14 protein-coding genes are annotated in these 16,693 nt (G+C 36.7%); 5 read left to right on the top strand and 9 right to left on the bottom strand.

What is annotated here, in order from left to right:
• Positions 1 to 68 precede the first annotated feature (68 nt).
• From FNN09_RS04650 to FNN09_RS04620, 7 genes are all read right to left on the bottom strand, one after another.
• Positions 69 to 932 carry a hypothetical protein gene (locus FNN09_RS04650; protein WP_143300317.1) on the bottom strand — a complete coding sequence of 288 codons (864 nt, stop codon included), beginning with the start codon at positions 930 to 932 and terminating at the stop codon, positions 69 to 71.
• 2 nt (positions 933 to 934) lie between these two features.
• Entirely contained in the window at positions 935 to 1,552 is a 618-nt protein-coding gene (locus tag FNN09_RS04645) for a cytochrome b/b6 domain-containing protein (protein ID WP_143300316.1), read from the bottom strand.
• Between the two features lies 1 nt (position 1,553).
• Complete coding sequence (locus FNN09_RS04640; RefSeq protein WP_143300315.1) at positions 1,554 to 2,501, bottom strand: cytochrome c3 family protein; 948 nt, start codon at positions 2,499 to 2,501, stop codon at positions 1,554 to 1,556.
• A gap of 90 nt (positions 2,502 to 2,591) precedes the next feature.
• A complete protein-coding gene (locus FNN09_RS04635; RefSeq protein WP_221932416.1) occupies positions 2,592 to 3,005 on the bottom strand; it encodes a c-type cytochrome in 414 nt (137 codons plus the stop codon).
• Positions 3,006 to 3,028: 23 nt separating this feature from the next.
• Positions 3,029 to 3,907, bottom strand: a complete 879-nt coding sequence (locus FNN09_RS04630; RefSeq protein WP_143300314.1) for a DUF5777 family beta-barrel protein — start codon at positions 3,905 to 3,907, stop codon at positions 3,029 to 3,031.
• An 11-nt stretch (positions 3,908 to 3,918) separates the two neighbouring features.
• On the bottom strand, positions 3,919 to 4,293 hold the full coding sequence (locus FNN09_RS04625) for a hypothetical protein (RefSeq protein WP_143300313.1): 375 nt from the start codon (positions 4,291 to 4,293) through the stop codon (positions 3,919 to 3,921).
• A 65-nt stretch (positions 4,294 to 4,358) separates the two neighbouring features.
• Entirely contained in the window at positions 4,359 to 5,477 is a 1,119-nt protein-coding gene (locus tag FNN09_RS04620; protein ID WP_143300312.1) for a collagen-like protein, read from the bottom strand.
• A 347-nt stretch (positions 5,478 to 5,824) separates the two neighbouring features.
• Here FNN09_RS04620 and FNN09_RS04615 point away from each other — a divergent pair, with 347 nt between their 5' ends.
• On the top strand, positions 5,825 to 6,523 hold the full coding sequence (locus FNN09_RS04615; protein ID WP_143300311.1) for a Crp/Fnr family transcriptional regulator: 699 nt from the start codon (positions 5,825 to 5,827) through the stop codon (positions 6,521 to 6,523).
• An 806-nt stretch (positions 6,524 to 7,329) separates the two neighbouring features.
• Here FNN09_RS04615 and FNN09_RS04610 read toward each other — a convergent pair.
• A complete protein-coding gene (locus tag FNN09_RS04610) occupies positions 7,330 to 9,702 on the bottom strand; it encodes a DUF5686 family protein (protein WP_143300310.1) in 2,373 nt (790 codons plus the stop codon).
• A gap of 119 nt (positions 9,703 to 9,821) precedes the next feature.
• The gene (locus FNN09_RS04605; RefSeq protein ID WP_143300309.1) at positions 9,822 to 10,712 is read right to left on the bottom strand and encodes a pseudouridine synthase; all 891 of its coding nucleotides are present in this window, start codon (positions 10,710 to 10,712) and stop codon (positions 9,822 to 9,824) included.
• Between the two features lie 277 nt (positions 10,713 to 10,989).
• Between FNN09_RS04605 and glmM the strand changes: the two genes are divergently transcribed.
• From glmM to FNN09_RS04585, 4 genes are all read left to right on the top strand, one after another.
• Positions 10,990 to 12,372, top strand: a complete 1,383-nt coding sequence (gene glmM / locus FNN09_RS04600; RefSeq protein ID WP_143300308.1) for a phosphoglucosamine mutase — start codon at positions 10,990 to 10,992, stop codon at positions 12,370 to 12,372.
• Between the two features lie 113 nt (positions 12,373 to 12,485).
• A complete protein-coding gene (locus tag FNN09_RS04595; RefSeq protein WP_143300307.1) occupies positions 12,486 to 13,784 on the top strand; it encodes an efflux RND transporter periplasmic adaptor subunit in 1,299 nt (432 codons plus the stop codon).
• A gap of 24 nt (positions 13,785 to 13,808) precedes the next feature.
• Positions 13,809 to 15,188, top strand: a complete 1,380-nt coding sequence (locus tag FNN09_RS04590; protein WP_143300306.1) for an ABC transporter permease — start codon at positions 13,809 to 13,811, stop codon at positions 15,186 to 15,188.
• 3 nt (positions 15,189 to 15,191) lie between these two features.
• Positions 15,192 to 16,691: a TolC family protein gene (locus FNN09_RS04585; protein WP_143300305.1), complete on the top strand. Its 1,500-nt coding sequence runs from the start codon at positions 15,192 to 15,194 to the stop codon at positions 16,689 to 16,691.
• The last annotated feature ends 2 nt before the right edge of the window (positions 16,692 to 16,693 follow it).

The following is a 16,693-nucleotide window of genomic DNA, read 5'->3' as shown; positions in this document are numbered from 1 at the left end:
AATATTATAAAAGAGGGTAATCCATAACGGATTACCCTCTTTTTATATAATAAACTCAACACTAATAATCACTCAACTTTAATACTGCGTCGACGCAATATTAAACCAATTAATAAAAAGCCCAGACTAAAGTACTTTAACTCAATCCAACGATCGAAAACCAGATCAATATCCACAAGATCATCTGCAACACTTCCGTAGTATTGAGTCTGGGATAACGCAATAACCCAACCTTTTATCTTAAAATTATTATCCAGACTTAATTCCACATCCTCAAAGTCTTCAACGGTATTAAAAACCCTCACACTCGCTTTACTAATCTGCGATTCAATAGACTCATCCACAATACTAGTAATCAACTTAACAGCAAATGGCAGTTGGTAATATTCGTCTCCGTCGACCTCATTAGCTTCAAAAATAGCACGTTCAGAACCAATTCTCATCGCTAATTGATAGTAGTCGTTTTTTCCCACAACAGTTCCAAAAATAAAAACAAGAGACACAAGCGATAAAACAATACTCGACCACCTATTTTTGAAGGATGAAACATTTAATGCCACATAAATACCACTACTCAAAAAAACATATACAGCAGCTAAAAAAGCAGGCACCTGAAGCAATGGACTAAGCCACTCCTTACCAACAGCATCGGGATGAAGCATTAACCATGCACCAATGACCATTAAAAACATTAGCGTTGGCAATATGAAAGCAACACTTTTAAAAAACCATAATCGTTGAGAATTAGCAATAAAACCAATACATAAACCAAGGACCAAGGCAATAGAAATCACGATTAAGTTTTGAGGCCATAACATTTTCACAAATCCAAACAGGCCAATCGTAGAGTTTAAAAACAAACCTAGCAACACAATCGCCACCAGAATGAGAGTACCTTTTAAGTACTCTCTTTTAATCGATATTTCTTCCATATTTAATGAGATTCGTGATATCCGTTAATAATACTTTTAAAATTAGAGCTAAAACTGGCACCCATCGTTGCAAAATACAGGTGGATTACCAAAAATAGACTAGCAAAAAATCCGGCACTGGCATGCACGAGCGCAGTTAATAAGGTACCTCCTATTCCGAAAAAATCATCGATGATTACTTCTGGAAACATCAAAGGCAAACCAGTAAATATCAATACAGGAAACAGCACGAACAGTACGCCAACATAAGTAACTTTCTGAAGTGGATTAAACTTACTCTCTTCAGTAGAGGGATATGGCGATTCTTCGCCTTTAAAAACACCAAATAGGTAATACCTCATTTGTGTTATCAATTGACCTATTAAGCCTTTGCATTCGATCTTGTAATGCTTTTTATTGCTAGTAAATACAAATCCAATCAAATAAATAAAATAAGCAATGGATATGCCAATTCCAGCCACATTATGACTTGTTACTGCAACATCAAAAGGCATTAACATAAAATCAGGACTTGCGTATTGCATACTTATACCTGACAATAATAACACAAGAAAGAAAACGGCATTAAAAATATGCCAAATACGAATCCATACTGGATATAAATATAATTTATCACTCATCTTATTTCTTTTTTATCAGGATAAAACGTAAAATCAAATGAACCAATAAACCCAAAATCATTAATGAGAATATTCCAATACTAATATTATTGAGGGTTTGATTACGATTGGCTCCAATCATATAGCCCTCATTAAGTATAACGGCATTTAAAAATCCTGAAGACTCCCTACTTTCTTTAGCACGATACGCATACAATGACTCCATTAAAACAGAATTAGCACTATGGCATTGCACACAATTTTTTAAAGCTTTTTCTTTTGGCAAGATGTTGTGTGATACCAACACATCCTTCTGAACGTTTGTGTGGCAGTCAACACAACGAACCTTTTTAAAGTGACTATCCTGATTAGGTAACCAAGCGTGTATTTCGTTGATCTGCTTTGGTTGATCATCGGAAATTAAGCCATATTTAAACTTATTATCGTGGCAGCTTAAGCACATATTATTGCTTAATTCAACAACCTCAACAATGCTTTTATCATTTCGCAATGCTAATTCATAACCATGTGCATCATGACAGCTCCAACAGTTAAAGCGCTCTTCTGAGGCTTGAAAATGCACACTTTCCATAAAAGCTTCTTCAATACCCTCAAAATTATATTTAGCATAGGTATCGTCTCCTCCATGGCAATCCATACACGTGTATTTAGCTTCTAACCTTAACTCTCCATCGTGCGGAAACGTTTCATAATCCATCGAATGACAATCGATACATGCAAACATCTTATGAACAGACTGATGCATCTTCACACTGTCAATATGATGAAATGGATTTAGTGGTTTACGATCTACTTGACCGGTCCATTCATTATCATACTCGTAAAACACCTGACCATGACACTTCAGGCATTTGCCATTATCGGCAACATCTTGAGCTATACTTTGAGAACCACCTAAAAACAAGCAGGCAAAAAGACATAGAATTACTAATTTGTATTTATTTACCATTGTAATATGTTTGAAAATAGAACAAAAAAACTGCCGGCAGAAAAGAATCAATTCTTTTTCACGGGCAGTTTTTTAATAATGGTTATTTCTTTACTTCTTAAGAGTACGCATATACGTCACTATTGCCCAACGATCTTCATCATCAGGAATTTTCTTTTCAAAGTTCGGCATCTCATCACGTCCAATAAAAGACTGATAATAAATCACACCATCTTTTTGAGCTTGGAATTCAGCTGTTGTAAAATCGCCTAAATCAGCATCAATACTGCGCGCCTTTGGACCATTACCCTGACCAATGTTACCATGGCATGATTTACAGTGGCGAGAGTAATTCATCTTACCAATTTTAATCATGTCTGCATCATCAGCCGATTGAGGATTAGTCATCGCCTTATACTTAGCAGGTATATCCCACGGCTTCTTTTCTTGCGTAAACGACATTAAAACAATACTAAGCATTAGCATTGCGCAACTCATAAAAACTGTCATTTTTAACTTTCTCATAATACCAGATTTACTTTAATCAATTAGAAATTCCACAATCGAGTTATATTAAATCCGAAGCGTATACTCTTCGCATCGAACTCGCTCAAGTTAAACATATATAACTCTTGAGGCAATATTCCTAAACCATTTGTTACAAAAATTTGAAATGCGTGTGTACTTGTCGAAACTTCATAACCAATAGAAAAATGTGGCTTTGGGTGATCTGTAAAAGACGAGTACTGAGACAAACTCTCAATTTTAAGTGGCACACCAACTTCCAAAGTTAGTGATGATTGTGGACTGAACTTGACACGTCCGCCAAAACCAAGTCCCATCTTATCATTATCCAACAAAGTATCGACAGCGTTATAATGTGTAAAGTTAGCACTTGCCTGTACCGACAGCCAATCATTTACCTTACGACCAACTATTACTTCTGAGAAGTACGATAGACGATCAGTAAATTCATAATTAACGCCAAAAGTTTCCTCAGCACGTGCATCAATAGCTGCATTACCATAAATAGTTAAGCTAACAGGTATTGTATTTTCTCTTGTTTGTTGAAAAGGCGTATACTTAGCCTGAAAATCCTGATATTTTTTTTGACTATTAGTACCAAAACCAACACTCAAATCATCAAGAATAGTATAGTTAAATCCGATTCGAATATTAGCTCCTGGAGCCATAATTCCAAAAACATCACTAATACCATTTTCAACCGGTCCAAAACGGTGACTAATCACCATTTCTAATGTATTTTTATATTGCGTTACACTTGTTTGGTGATTAACCAGTGTACCAGATTCCCATGGTGAGCGAACCGGCTTATCAACTTTCTTTTCTACTGGTGCTTCTTCCTGAGCCCAAATTAATTGACCAGAAAACAGAACCAAAACAATCAGATATATTATTTTTTTCATGTTAATCGTTTTTAGTTATCCTCTGCCCCTTGATCAATCCAAGTAGTAATTATAAGCTCTTGATTACCAGAATACGTATAACCACTATGCAATCCACTGGATCCCGGAACTGTAACAATCTTACTATTTGCAGAATTTTCCAAATCCAATAAACTATTGTCTATTAATGATTGATAAGCTTCACCTTGTTTTAAGCTAAATAGACCATTTCCGCTATGGCAGTTTACACAACTTTGACTTGTCCATATTGGTTCTACTTCAGCAGAGAAACTAATTGGATCATCAGGATCTACTGGAGCGCCTGTATCGGGCGTTATATACTTATAATCGCAACCTATTGCCAAAACGAGCAATAAACTAACGATTACTGTTTGTAATGCTTTCATATGACTTAATTAGTTAGTTGAACAAAAAAGGGTGACTATAAAACAAGCCACCCATTAGACTTTTTTTAGTTTGTTCCTAAATACGTTCTTGCAGCATTAATTAAATCTTGAGTATACTGCTCGTTATGAATACCATAACTATGATCATTTTTAACTAAGGCATAATTCCAGTATGCTGACAATTGTTTGTGAGTCCAAGTACCACCTAATAAGTGTCCATCAGCATCAATAATTTGCAATCCTAATAAATCAGCATGTAATGCATCAATTAAGATCTTATTCGAAGCCATTTTACCAGGTAAATCTATTGTGGCACCTCTATCAGTATGACACTCGTCACAAGCAGTAAATACAGGCTCTCCATCGCTACCTGACATATTCATTGAGTGGCCACCTACATAAGATCCATAGTTTCCAGTTAATGAATTAAAAGACATATGACAACTCTTACAACTATGGTGCCCTTTCGTTCCTGACGGCGCAGTTGGATCTGTTGTACCTATATAACCACCAACGCCTCCGAAAATAGCACCTTGTGCACCATAATGAGGCCCCCAGTGAGCAGCGGCTCCATCTGATATAACAATAGTTCCATCCAATGATGGATCAGGCTGTGTCGTACCTCTATGTCGTGGTTGGTGACATTTGATACATGTATTACTCATTCCTTCAGGATCACTATACTGACTAGTGGCATCTACTTCTAAACCGGTAAATACACCATTATCATTTTCATTCAAATAAAAGTTCACTGCATCTGTATAGTGCATTCCATAATCTTCTCGAGTGTAACTTGTGTGAATTTCGTGACATGTATAACAAGACATGGCTGCAGCCTCAGGATGTAAACCTCCAGAGTTAGTACCGTCTTCAACAGCTTGCATAAATCCATTGTGTGAGTGACACATTGAACATGATCCACCGGCATAATTGGCGTATCCTACGTGTTCAGCTCCTCCTGTATAGTGTAAAGACTTCTTAAATTGTGTAGTCTTCATTGCCAGATCAGTATCATTTGTATGACAAGTAATACAACCTGATGTTCCATCAATACCATTAGTACCATCTAAACCGTTGGTACCATCAGCTCCAGGAGGGCCTTGAGGACCTTCTTTTGTACAGCTAGATAACACCGTAGCAACAGCTACAACTATAAGTAAAAGAACTTGATTAATTTTTTTCATAACGTATGGACTTAAAAACATTACTGCTAATTCTTCATTTTAATTATCAATACAATTTTAAACATTTACAAGTGAACTAACACGATGTAAGTTATACTCACAAAAATTGACAAATATCAATACAAAACACTTATACTCCTCACTATGTGGAACTTATGAATTAATAATATTTAAAGAAGTAATTCCTTATTTAAATTCAATCCAACTAAGCTTTATGCTGACACACTGTATGCCTGAACATTAAACCAACTCCACACAAAACTAACATATACCCGGCGACGTTAGAAGCTTTGGTTATATCACTTATTCTTACTATTTTTAATTTTACACGCATCTCAAAAAACCAAATGAGTATAACAAGAGATATTTCAAACGATTGCAGTTTATGCCATGTAAAATTCAATGGCTTTGACACCTTAAGTGAAGATGAATTAACTTCATTTAAGAAGTCACATTGCAAGGTCATTTACCAAAAGGGCGAGACTATTATTAAGGAAGGTACTAGATGCACTAGTATCATTTGCATTAAAAAAGGTTTTGCAAAACTTTACATCAATGGGCTAGAAAACAAAAAAATAATTATAAAAATACTAAAGGAAGGTGATTTCATTGTTAGTCCAGGGCTATTCACAGACGATCTTAATCATTTCTCAGTTAGCGCCATAACGGAGGTTGACACCTGCTTGATTAGTATTGAGGCCTTTACTTCAGCCTTTCGCAACAACAATCGTTTTGCAGAACAAATCCTTCAGCTTAATCATCATATTACACAAGATTTGTATAATCAATTAATAAATTTTTCACATAAAAAAATGACTGGTAGAATTGCTAGTACCATCATTTATTTGTCTGAAAAGATATACAACTCCAAAAATTTCCACACCACATTAAGCCGTCAAGATATAGCTGATTTATCAAGCGTTTCAAAGGAAAGCCTAATCCGTGTATTAAAAGATTTTAAGGAAAGTAACATCATTGCAATTAACGGAAACCACATTGAAATAAACTCATCAAAAACCTTACATGACATATGTCGGGTAGGTTAACAGGCCTTTTTAACAACCTCAAAAAATCACCTCACATATTCTAGCACATGGGTGGCCTTGGCTTTGGCATGTAATTACAAGCTTATATCTTTTACCACTAATGATACCAGTTTCAATAATTTCTTAGTGTGTTTTGGAATTGGCTTTATTGGGTATAATTATATTTATTGGTCAGTATACTTTATATCATCGAGTAATTTACAATACGAACGCTACTTATGGATGAGAAAAAACAAAGTAATAATGCTCATAGTTACTGGCCTAATAAGCTTTGCAACTATTACTTTTATTATACATAGCCAACTTTACCTTAATCTAAAGTTTATAATCCTTGCTCTACTTTCGCTGTTCTATATTCTCCCAATAAAAAAAGAATTTGGCCTAAGATGGATCCCCTCGATTAAAATATTCATCATTTGTACTTCATGGTCACTATTATGTTTGTCGTTAATTGAGACTCCGCTTGATTACCCAATTACACCACTTATAATCTGGCTATTTGTTTTTGCCATTACCTTGCCTTTTGATATAAGGGATTTAGAATCAGATGGATTAGATTTAAGAACAATACCACAATTGATTGGCTCAATACAATCAATTAGGCTTGCACAGTTATGTCTACTTCTATCAGTTATAGCATACACTACCATCAAGCCTAATACTGTCATCGCATCCACCATATTTGCGCTTGTTGGATTGATAGCACTCGAAAAAGTTAAGAAAAACAAAACCCAAGCATACATCAACTTTTATATTGAAGGTTTACCAATTTTATGGATCATACTTATCTGTACTTCATATATGTTTTAAAATGCAAACTCCAAACCCAACTTAAATGCCCAATTATCCATTGCATCAGGCAACTGATAAGCTCCATATCGATAGTGCACTGACAAGCCATATTGGAAAATAAAATTAGAAAACAGATTCTTAAGGTATAAACCCGACTCATAATAACCATTTTCAAGCCCTGAAATACCATCGGGAGCCTCTCCATAAACCACATTGGTTCCTAATACTATTTCTGGCTTTATACGCTTATCCGTATTTAAAGACAAAGGAATACCATGTGATAAATACAAAGCTCCAAATCGCTCCAAACCAAACTCATTCAAGCGCATGGTTCCAAAGGTATAGGGCACCAAAATAGTGAAAGATTTATAACTCCCTAGTGCACTATATAACATTGTATTGCTATACTTTCCACTTAAAATACCACCCTCTACCCTCAATGTTGTATACATCGAATTAGAATAATTAAAGCGCTTATGCAAGCGAGTTTCAAAACTACTGTAGCGAAACATCTCCTCAAACTCTTGCTGTCCAACTGCTGCATTAACCCATACTGTCGGCCAATTCGTTCCATTGGAAATCATTCCCAATGGTGTATGATTAAACGTTTCTTTATGAGCCCATTTTAGTTTTACACCTGTTTCTTGCAAATCAAACATTGGCGCAAGCACATCGCTCCCCTCAAATAAATATGGTTTTAAAGGCTCAATAGAGTGCTTTTTAAAATAAAGACCTGCTTTGAAGTATTTCAAGAATTTAAAATTAACACCAGTTGTTACACCCGCACTCAAATCCATTGTTTCGGTTAGAAATCGACTAAAACGCTCGCTTGACATTTCTTTAACGCCGTCAAGAAATTCGAAAGATCCAGTTGCAAATACATCATCTTTATAATTGATATAAAAACGATTGTACTTTTCGTCGAAAGGTGTAACAGATAAGTTAAAGCCGTACTTGCTGGCTTTGTCACCAAAACCATAGGTATAATAACCACCAGCTGTAAATTTATTCGAAAGCTGATTTCCAGTATAAAGCCCAGCCCCTAACTTTAATCCTTCGTAGTCGTTATAGTCTATCAATTTAGATAAATCAAATTGTAGCACACCAATAGGCACATAACCCTTAATTAATGATACTTGTGTTTTTATCAAGGCATCTAAATGATTTTTACGCCCTATACTATCCAACAATTGATAGGTTAAAGAATCCTTAGCCGTCAATGGCTCATACCTATACACGCCAACATCAGGCGACGATTTGGAAATAGCCACATCTTCCATAACAACATTATCAAAATCTTTAGGATTGAACTGCGCTTGGGTGTTTATCGCAGTTACATAACTCTTCCCTTTGCCTATCATGGGCAATGGAAACTGGCGAGCTACACCAATCCTCCCAAACTCTAAGCTACTTTCTAACTGTTTTGGAAACCAAAGGCCATTCTGCAATGGTTGATATTTTTGCTTAATAAATAAACGCATGCCATTTTCAGTACCCGTTGTAGTAGCCGAAACAGTTTGAATAGCCAATGAACTACCGTGAATATGAAAAGCGCCAGTAAGCCCTCTAAAGTTTTTACCTTTACCTGGGCGGTAAGAAATATAATAAACAGAGTCACCTTCTAAATTAACATAGGTATCTTCTAAAATAAATTGATACGCCGATAAACCTGGTTTTGATGCAGGATTCAAATAGGCATATCCCAGTAATTTAATATACTGATCGTAAAATGAGAATGGCTGCAACATGGCTGGAAATGAAGCCAACATCGGATCTTTCAAGCCACTAACTCTTCCAGAAATTACTTTTTCCTTTTCAACTCCTTTTTTCAAATGCTTTTTTTCTGAAACCGACTCAAATAGAAATAAATAACTATCATCTTTTAATCCTAAGGAATCCTTTAATTCTCTTCTTTCTTCGGCATTTAAATCGGCGGGCCAATCAAAATCTAATGTCATTTTATGATAAATAATACAACTAAATGGATTGTAATGACTTGGATCGTGTTTAACTTTTTGATCCACTACCCTTTTCATAATGGCTACGGCTGGGTTTTCACTGGGCAGTACATTTACAGTTGGCAATCTATATTTTAATGGATGTAACAGAACTTTACCACCAACAAAATTATCTATAGCAAGCGCTTGCGACTCGTAGCCTAAGCAACTAAAGCGCAACTCTTGAATGGCAACATTTGTACGTATTTCAAACTTGCCATCAATATCAGTTACGGTACCAGCTCCTTCGCTATAAACCACGTTCACAAAAGCAATCGGAAGTAATGTTTCAGCATCAACAACTTGCCCTTTTACATTCTGCGCTTTTACATGCGACAGACTCACAAAACAAATTAGTATTATAAAAAAGAAGCGAGACATAAAGTTCATTTGATATTAGGTTAAGCTTGATTCGCTCTTCGAAATTAAGAAACACCATGTAATATAAAAAGAAATCCCTTGTCATCTTTTAAGTTTGACAAGGGATTACATAATATCATTTGAGCATCTTACTTAAGCATTCCTGCTTTTAGACGCGTTACTTCTTTATCCGAAAGATATCTCCATTTACCACGAGGAACATTTCGTTTGGTTAAACCCGCAAAGAAAACGCGGTCTAACTTCATCACCTTATAACCAAAATGTTCAAACATACGTCGAACGATTCGGTTACGGCCTGAGTGAATTTCTATGCCGACTTGCGTTTTATCGTCTTTCTCAACATAGCTAACAGCATCGGCATGAATAGGTCCATCTTCAAGTGTTATACCGGAAGCAAGTTGATCTACATGATTCGCAAAAACAGGTTTATCAGTAAAGACGTGATAGATTTTTTTTGCATTGTATTTAGGATGCGTTAACTGCTTGGTTAAATCCCCATCGTTAGTTAACAACAATAAACCCGTAGTTTGCTTATCCAAACGTCCTACCGGATAAATTCGTTCATCACACGCATCTTGCACCAAATCCATTACGGTTTGCTTGGCATGCTTATCCTCAACTGTCGTTACGTAGCCTTTGGGTTTATTAAGCAATACATAAACTTTTGTTTCAGGATTAAGACGCTTACCATTAAAACTAACATTATCTGTTAATTCAACACTTGTACCAAGCTGGGTTACAACTTTACCATTTACACTTACCTCACCCTTTTCAATTAACTTGTCGGCCTCTCGGCGACTGCAAACACCGGCATTTGCGACATATTTATTAAGTCGAATTTTACCTGATGAATCAGCAATATCTTTGCTTTTTTCTGTTTTCTTAACTGTTTTCCTATTCGGAAAATCAGATTCACGCTCCTCAGCCCTTTTGTTACCAAAAGATTTCTTTTCCTTGTTATTGAACGGGGCGTCTTCACGACGTTGTCTTCCGCCTCTTTTATTTTGTTCTCGTTTCATTGTCGTACAATCACTATACTCACTTGCAAGCACTTGCAAGTAATAATAAATATTTTTGCAAAGTTGATAAAAAAGAGTTTAAAAAAGGCCTAATACACAAACTAAATATTCTTTAAAGGATAATAACTTATTCTTCATAACGCAATATTGCAATTCGTAAGGATACGCAACCAAATTAAATGAATATTGCATCAATATAAAATGTTTCGTAAGAAACTGTTGGCTTTTAAAAAAATTACCACCAATTTTGCACATTCATCATTAAACGCAATTTAATATGACCTTAATTAAATCCATTTCAGGAATTAGAGGAACTATCGGAGGTAAAGTAGGAGAAGGTCTTTCTCCCTTAGATGTTGTTAAATTTTCATCGGCATATGGCCAATGGGCTAAACATCGTCATCAAGGACGGTTAAAAATAGTTGTTGGCCGCGACGCTCGCATATCGGGTGACATGGTTAAAAACCTAGTAATTGGCAGTCTTCAAGGCTTGGGCATTGATGTTATAAATATTGGCCTTGCCACTACTCCAACTACTGAAATTGCTGTTACAGAAGGAAAAGCTCACGGTGGAATAATACTAACGGCAAGTCATAACCCAAAGCAATGGAATGCACTTAAGCTTTTGAATGAAAATGGTGAATTTTTAACAGCTGCAGACGGAGCTGAAGTTCTGAAAATTGCTGAAGACGAAAGTTTTCAATTTGCTGAGGTAGACGATTTAGGTACTGTTACCGAAAAAGACAACTATACCGATTTGCATGTTGAGCATGTACTAAACCTAAAAATGGTAGATGTAGAAGCAATTAAGAAAGCCAACTTTACGGTTGCGATTGATTGTGTAAATAGCGTTGGTGGTATTGCCATACCTGCTTTATTAAATAAACTAGGTGTAAAAAACACTTTAGAATTATACTGTGAGCCAAATGGACACTTCCCACACAACCCTGAACCATTACCTGAGAATCTTACTGAAATCTCGCAACTTATAAAAGATAAGAAAGCTGACGTTGGTTTTGTCGTTGATCCGGATGTGGATCGCTTGGCAATCATCAATGAAGATGGCTCTATGTTTGGCGAGGAATACACTCTAGTAGCGGTAGCAGATTATTTATTATCTAACAAAGTGGGTAATACGGTTTCTAACCTTTCATCGTCGAGAGCTTTGGCAGATGTAACCCATAGCTTTGGTGGCAAATATGAACCTGCAGCAGTAGGCGAGGTAAATGTTGTTGCTAAAATGAAAGAGACCAACGCTGTGATAGGTGGTGAAGGAAATGGCGGCGTTATATATCCTGAAAGCCATTATGGACGCGACTCACTGGTTGGCATTGGACTGTTCTTAAGCCATTTGGCAAAAAGTGGAATGAAGTGTTCTGAATTACGAGCCAAGTACCCTGAATATCATATCTCAAAAAACAAAATAGAACTAACTGCCGGAATTGATGTAGATGGCATTTTAAAAAGCATCGAAGAGAAGTACAAAAACGAGAACATCAACACTATTGATGGTTTAAAAATTGACTTCCCGGAAAAGTGGGTACAGCTACGAAAATCTAATACTGAACCAATCATCCGTATATATGCAGAAGCACAATCTATGGATGAGGCAAGTCAACTTGCACAAACAATAATTGAGGATATTAAAGCGCTTATTTAACATCGTCACTTAACAATATTTAACAAATGGCTCGTTTAAATAAACGAGCCATTTTTATTTATATCTACAAGATTTTAAGTAATATCGTGCTATCTAAACCCCACTAAGAAAGCATGAATAGAAAGATTATTATCATTACAAGTTGCGTATTAGTAGCTATTGTATTACTTGTCATCCTAATACCGCAAACCCAGCAAACCAAAACCTACCTTACCACCAAAGTTCAAAATGGCCCTTTTTCATCGATGGTTTATTCAACCGGGCAATTGCAAACTGAAAACTCGGAACTTATTGTACTACCCAAAGAAATGTCGAGTCGTAACATAGACTTGTATGAAATTAAGGTAAGCCATATTATTGAGGAAGGCAGCGTTGTTGATTCGGGGAGTTATGTGGCGAGTCTGGATCATGCTGCGGTTGAAGAACTCAAAACGAAGGCATCTGACGAACTAGAAACAGCCCTTAACGCCTATGAAGATGCTAAAATTGATACTAACCTTAATTTAAGCACTCTACGCGATGAGTTATTAAATGCCGATGTTGATTTAGAAGAAAAAATGCTCATTCTTGATCAATCGCTATACGAATCTCCTGCTGTAAAAAGGCAGGCCAACCTAGATGTAGAAAGAGCGAAACGCGACTTGGAGCAAAAAAAACGCAACTATACCTTAAAGCAAAAACAAGACGAACACCAGGTATACAGAGCTTGGGAAAAGGTTAAAAAGCGACAAAGTAAAGTTGACGATATAGAAAAGTTATTTAAAGTATTAGAGGTTAAAGCGCCAAAACCCGGTTTGGTCATTTACAGTTACGATCGATATGGTAAAAAAATAAAAGCCGGATCAACCATTAGCCGCTGGCGACCCAAAATTGCAGAATTGCCAGACTTAACTTCAATGATTTCGAAGACTTTTATAAACGAAATTGACATATCCAGAATCAAAGCTGGACAAAAGGTAACGGTAGGCATTGATGCCTTTCCGGAAAAGCAATTTAATGGAGAGGTAATTTCCGTTGCCAACATAGGGCAAGTCATTCCTAATGGTGACGCCAAGGTTTTTGAAGTAATTGTTAAAATTAACGGTACAGACAAAGACCTGCGCCCAGCCATGACCACCAGTAATATTATCAGCACAGCAGTTTTGAATGAAGCTCTTTTCATTCCTTTGGAGGCCATGTTTACAAATGATTCCTTAAGCTTTGTATTTATTGAGGATGGAAGTAAATATGTCAAACAAATTATAAAACCAGGCATTAGCAACGAAAATCACATTCAGGTTATGGATGGAGTTGAAGAAGGAGATATTCTTTTATTGAATAAACCCACCGATGCTGATAAAGTGAATTTTGATGGAATAGACATCTATAATCAGATGAAAACAATGGAGTCAGACAGCACCAGTACCAATTAATTTTAGGCAGCAACATACGTATACATGAGAAAATCACCACACCAATTATATTTACGTTACGCGCACAATATTACAATTGCTATTGAAGCCATTTTATCCAATAAGGTTAAATCATTTTTAACGGCCCTGGGTATAATGTTTGGAGTTGCAGCCGTTATTAGCATGCTGGCAATAGGAAAAGGAGCGCAACAGGAAGTACTTGAGCAAATAAAACTAGTAGGAGTTAATAACATTATTGTTACGCCAGTAGACCAAGCCATTGAAGCCAATGGCAATAGCGCGAGTAATGGCGACACTAAAAAAAAGAAATTCTCAAGAGGACTTCATCTTTTAGATGCACAAGCCATATTACAAACCCTTGAATCGGTTAAAAAAGTTAGTCCTGTGGTGTCGCTTAATTACCATGCTATCAAACAAGGGAAAAGTTATCCGGTTACCTTGGAAGGTGTTTCGAGCGATTATTTTGACATGCTTAACATGGGCATCGATAATGGTAAAATTTTCAGTCCCCAACAATCAGAAAAAGGCGTTCCCGTTTGTGTGATTGGCGATAATATACGCCATCAATTTTTCAATCAGCTTGATCCGATTGGTCAATACATCAAATGTGGGCAGGTGTGGCTGCAGGTAATTGGAGTTATTGAAAAACGAGACTTCACAACTTCTGCCTCAGACGAAATGGGTATCAGTTCCAGTGATAATAAAATTATCATCCCGATTAAAACCATGCTTATGCGTTTTAAAGACAAAGGGGCTATTAAGCCTGAAGTGATGGACAATATGGCAGGCGGTGGCTTTGTCTTTTTTATGGGTGGTAACGATGAGGAGGAAGCACCCAAAGAAAGCAATCCCACCTTACACCAGTTGGACAAAATAATTGTACAAGTTGAAGATACTGAGCAACTATCTGCCACTGCAGATGTTATCAATCGAATGATACTGCGCCGTCACTCTAACACCTATGATTTTGAGGTTACAGTACCTGAGTTATTATTAAAACAACAGCAGAAAACCAACGAAATTTTCAACATTGTTTTGGGAGCTATTGCCGGTATCTCGTTAATTGTTGGAGGAATTGGCATTATGAATATTATGCTGGCTTCGGTTTGGGAACGTATACGAGAGATTGGTACCCGACAAGCCATTGGCGCATCGCGTATAGATATTATTGTCCAGTTTTTGGCTGAATCGACACTCATTAGCATATCAGGTGGCTTAATTGGTATAGTATTAGGCGTTGTATTAGCGCATATTATTCATCTAACAGCTGATATTAAAACAATCGTTTCTATGTTTTCGGTACTTATAGCTTTTAGTGTATCGGCAACGGTAGGAATAGTCTTTGGGTATATTCCAGCAAAAAGAGCGGCTAGTCAAGACCCTGTTGAATCATTAAGACATTAAACCATGCACCAAATAAAAATCACTATCCTCTTTTGCTTTTTTAGCCTGATTAGTCAAGCTCAGTCTGTCCCTGATTCGTCAAAGCAAATAATACGTCTTAATTTAAAAGAGGCTATTCAAATGGCTAAGCTTCAATCGCTATCCAGCTTTCGATCAAAGAACATGTACATTGCAAGCTATTGGGACTTTAGAAGCTACAAAGCATCGCAACTGCCTGGTATGCGACTAAGTACCACTCCAATCAACTATAATCGCTCAATTTCAAGAGAATACAATTCCAACACCAATACCTACGAATTCATTAGTAATGAAACGCTTTCGTCCAACTTAGGTGTATCAGTTGATCAAAATCTAACAATAACAGGTGGTCAATTAAGTGTAGCATCCAACATACGACGCCTGGAAAACATGGGTTCAGATAACATTAGCTTTACAACAGTTCCCATTAGTATACGCTTGAGTCAGCCCTTAAATGGTTACAACAAGTTCAAGTGGCAATCAAAACTTAAACCTTTAGAATTTGAAAAAGCCAAGAAAACGTTCTTAGCTGAAATGGAAGCCCTGTCGGAACAAGCTGTACGCATATTTTTCAATTCAATTGGTGCCGAAATTGACTTGAAAATTGCTGAGACCAACCTTGCTAATGCTGATACACTATTCAACATAGGGAAAGGCCGCTTTCAAATAGGTACAGTTACGCAAGATGAATTACTTGATTTGGAGCTAACCTATCTCAATGCCAAAATGGCAAAAACCAAATCGCAAGTGAACCTACAACAGGCACGCAACCTGCTTAACTCATTCCTAGGATTTGATAAAGACATTGTGATTATCCCATTAATTCCTGATGAGATACCTGAACTAAAAGTTAATTCTGACAAGGCATTAGAACTTGCCAAGTCAAACAACCCACAAGTGCTGGAGTTAGAATCAAAAATGATAAGGGCAAACGAGAACATTGCCAAAACGAAATCAACAAGTGGACTCAGTGCCGACTTAAATGCCAATTTAGGTATCAATAAGCAATCGGATGAATTGCAAAATGTGTATGCTCCTCCTTTTGGCGACGACAGAGGGTTGGGTGTAACGCTTAATGCGCCAATTATTGACTGGGGCACACGACGAGGCCAAATTCAAATGGCTAAATCAAATAAACAGGTTGCTGAAGCAGAAGTAAAACAGGCTATGATAGATTTTGAGCAAGATATCATCATGCAAGTTCTACAATTTAATTTGCAGGAAGAGCAAGTGCTTATATCATCGAAAGCCGACAACGTAGCTCAACTAGGCTATAATGTGACTAAGCAACGTTTTATGATTGACAAAGTAGATGTAATCAGGTTAAATGCTGCCCGTAACTCATTGGATGGAGCTAAAAGAAGGTACATCGATGCCTTATCGGAATACTGGCGTGGTTACTATAACATTAGACAGATTACCCTATTCGACTTCGAACAAAATCAATCCTTAATTAAATCGCTGGACTACCTGCTTGAACAATAGTG

It is taken from the genome of Carboxylicivirga sp. M1479 (assembly GCF_007097485.1).
In the GTDB taxonomy this organism is placed as follows: domain Bacteria; phylum Bacteroidota; class Bacteroidia; order Bacteroidales; family Marinilabiliaceae; genus Carboxylicivirga.
The sequence above is the reverse complement of the archived record's forward strand: the minus strand, read 5'-3'. Positions and strand labels throughout refer to the sequence as shown.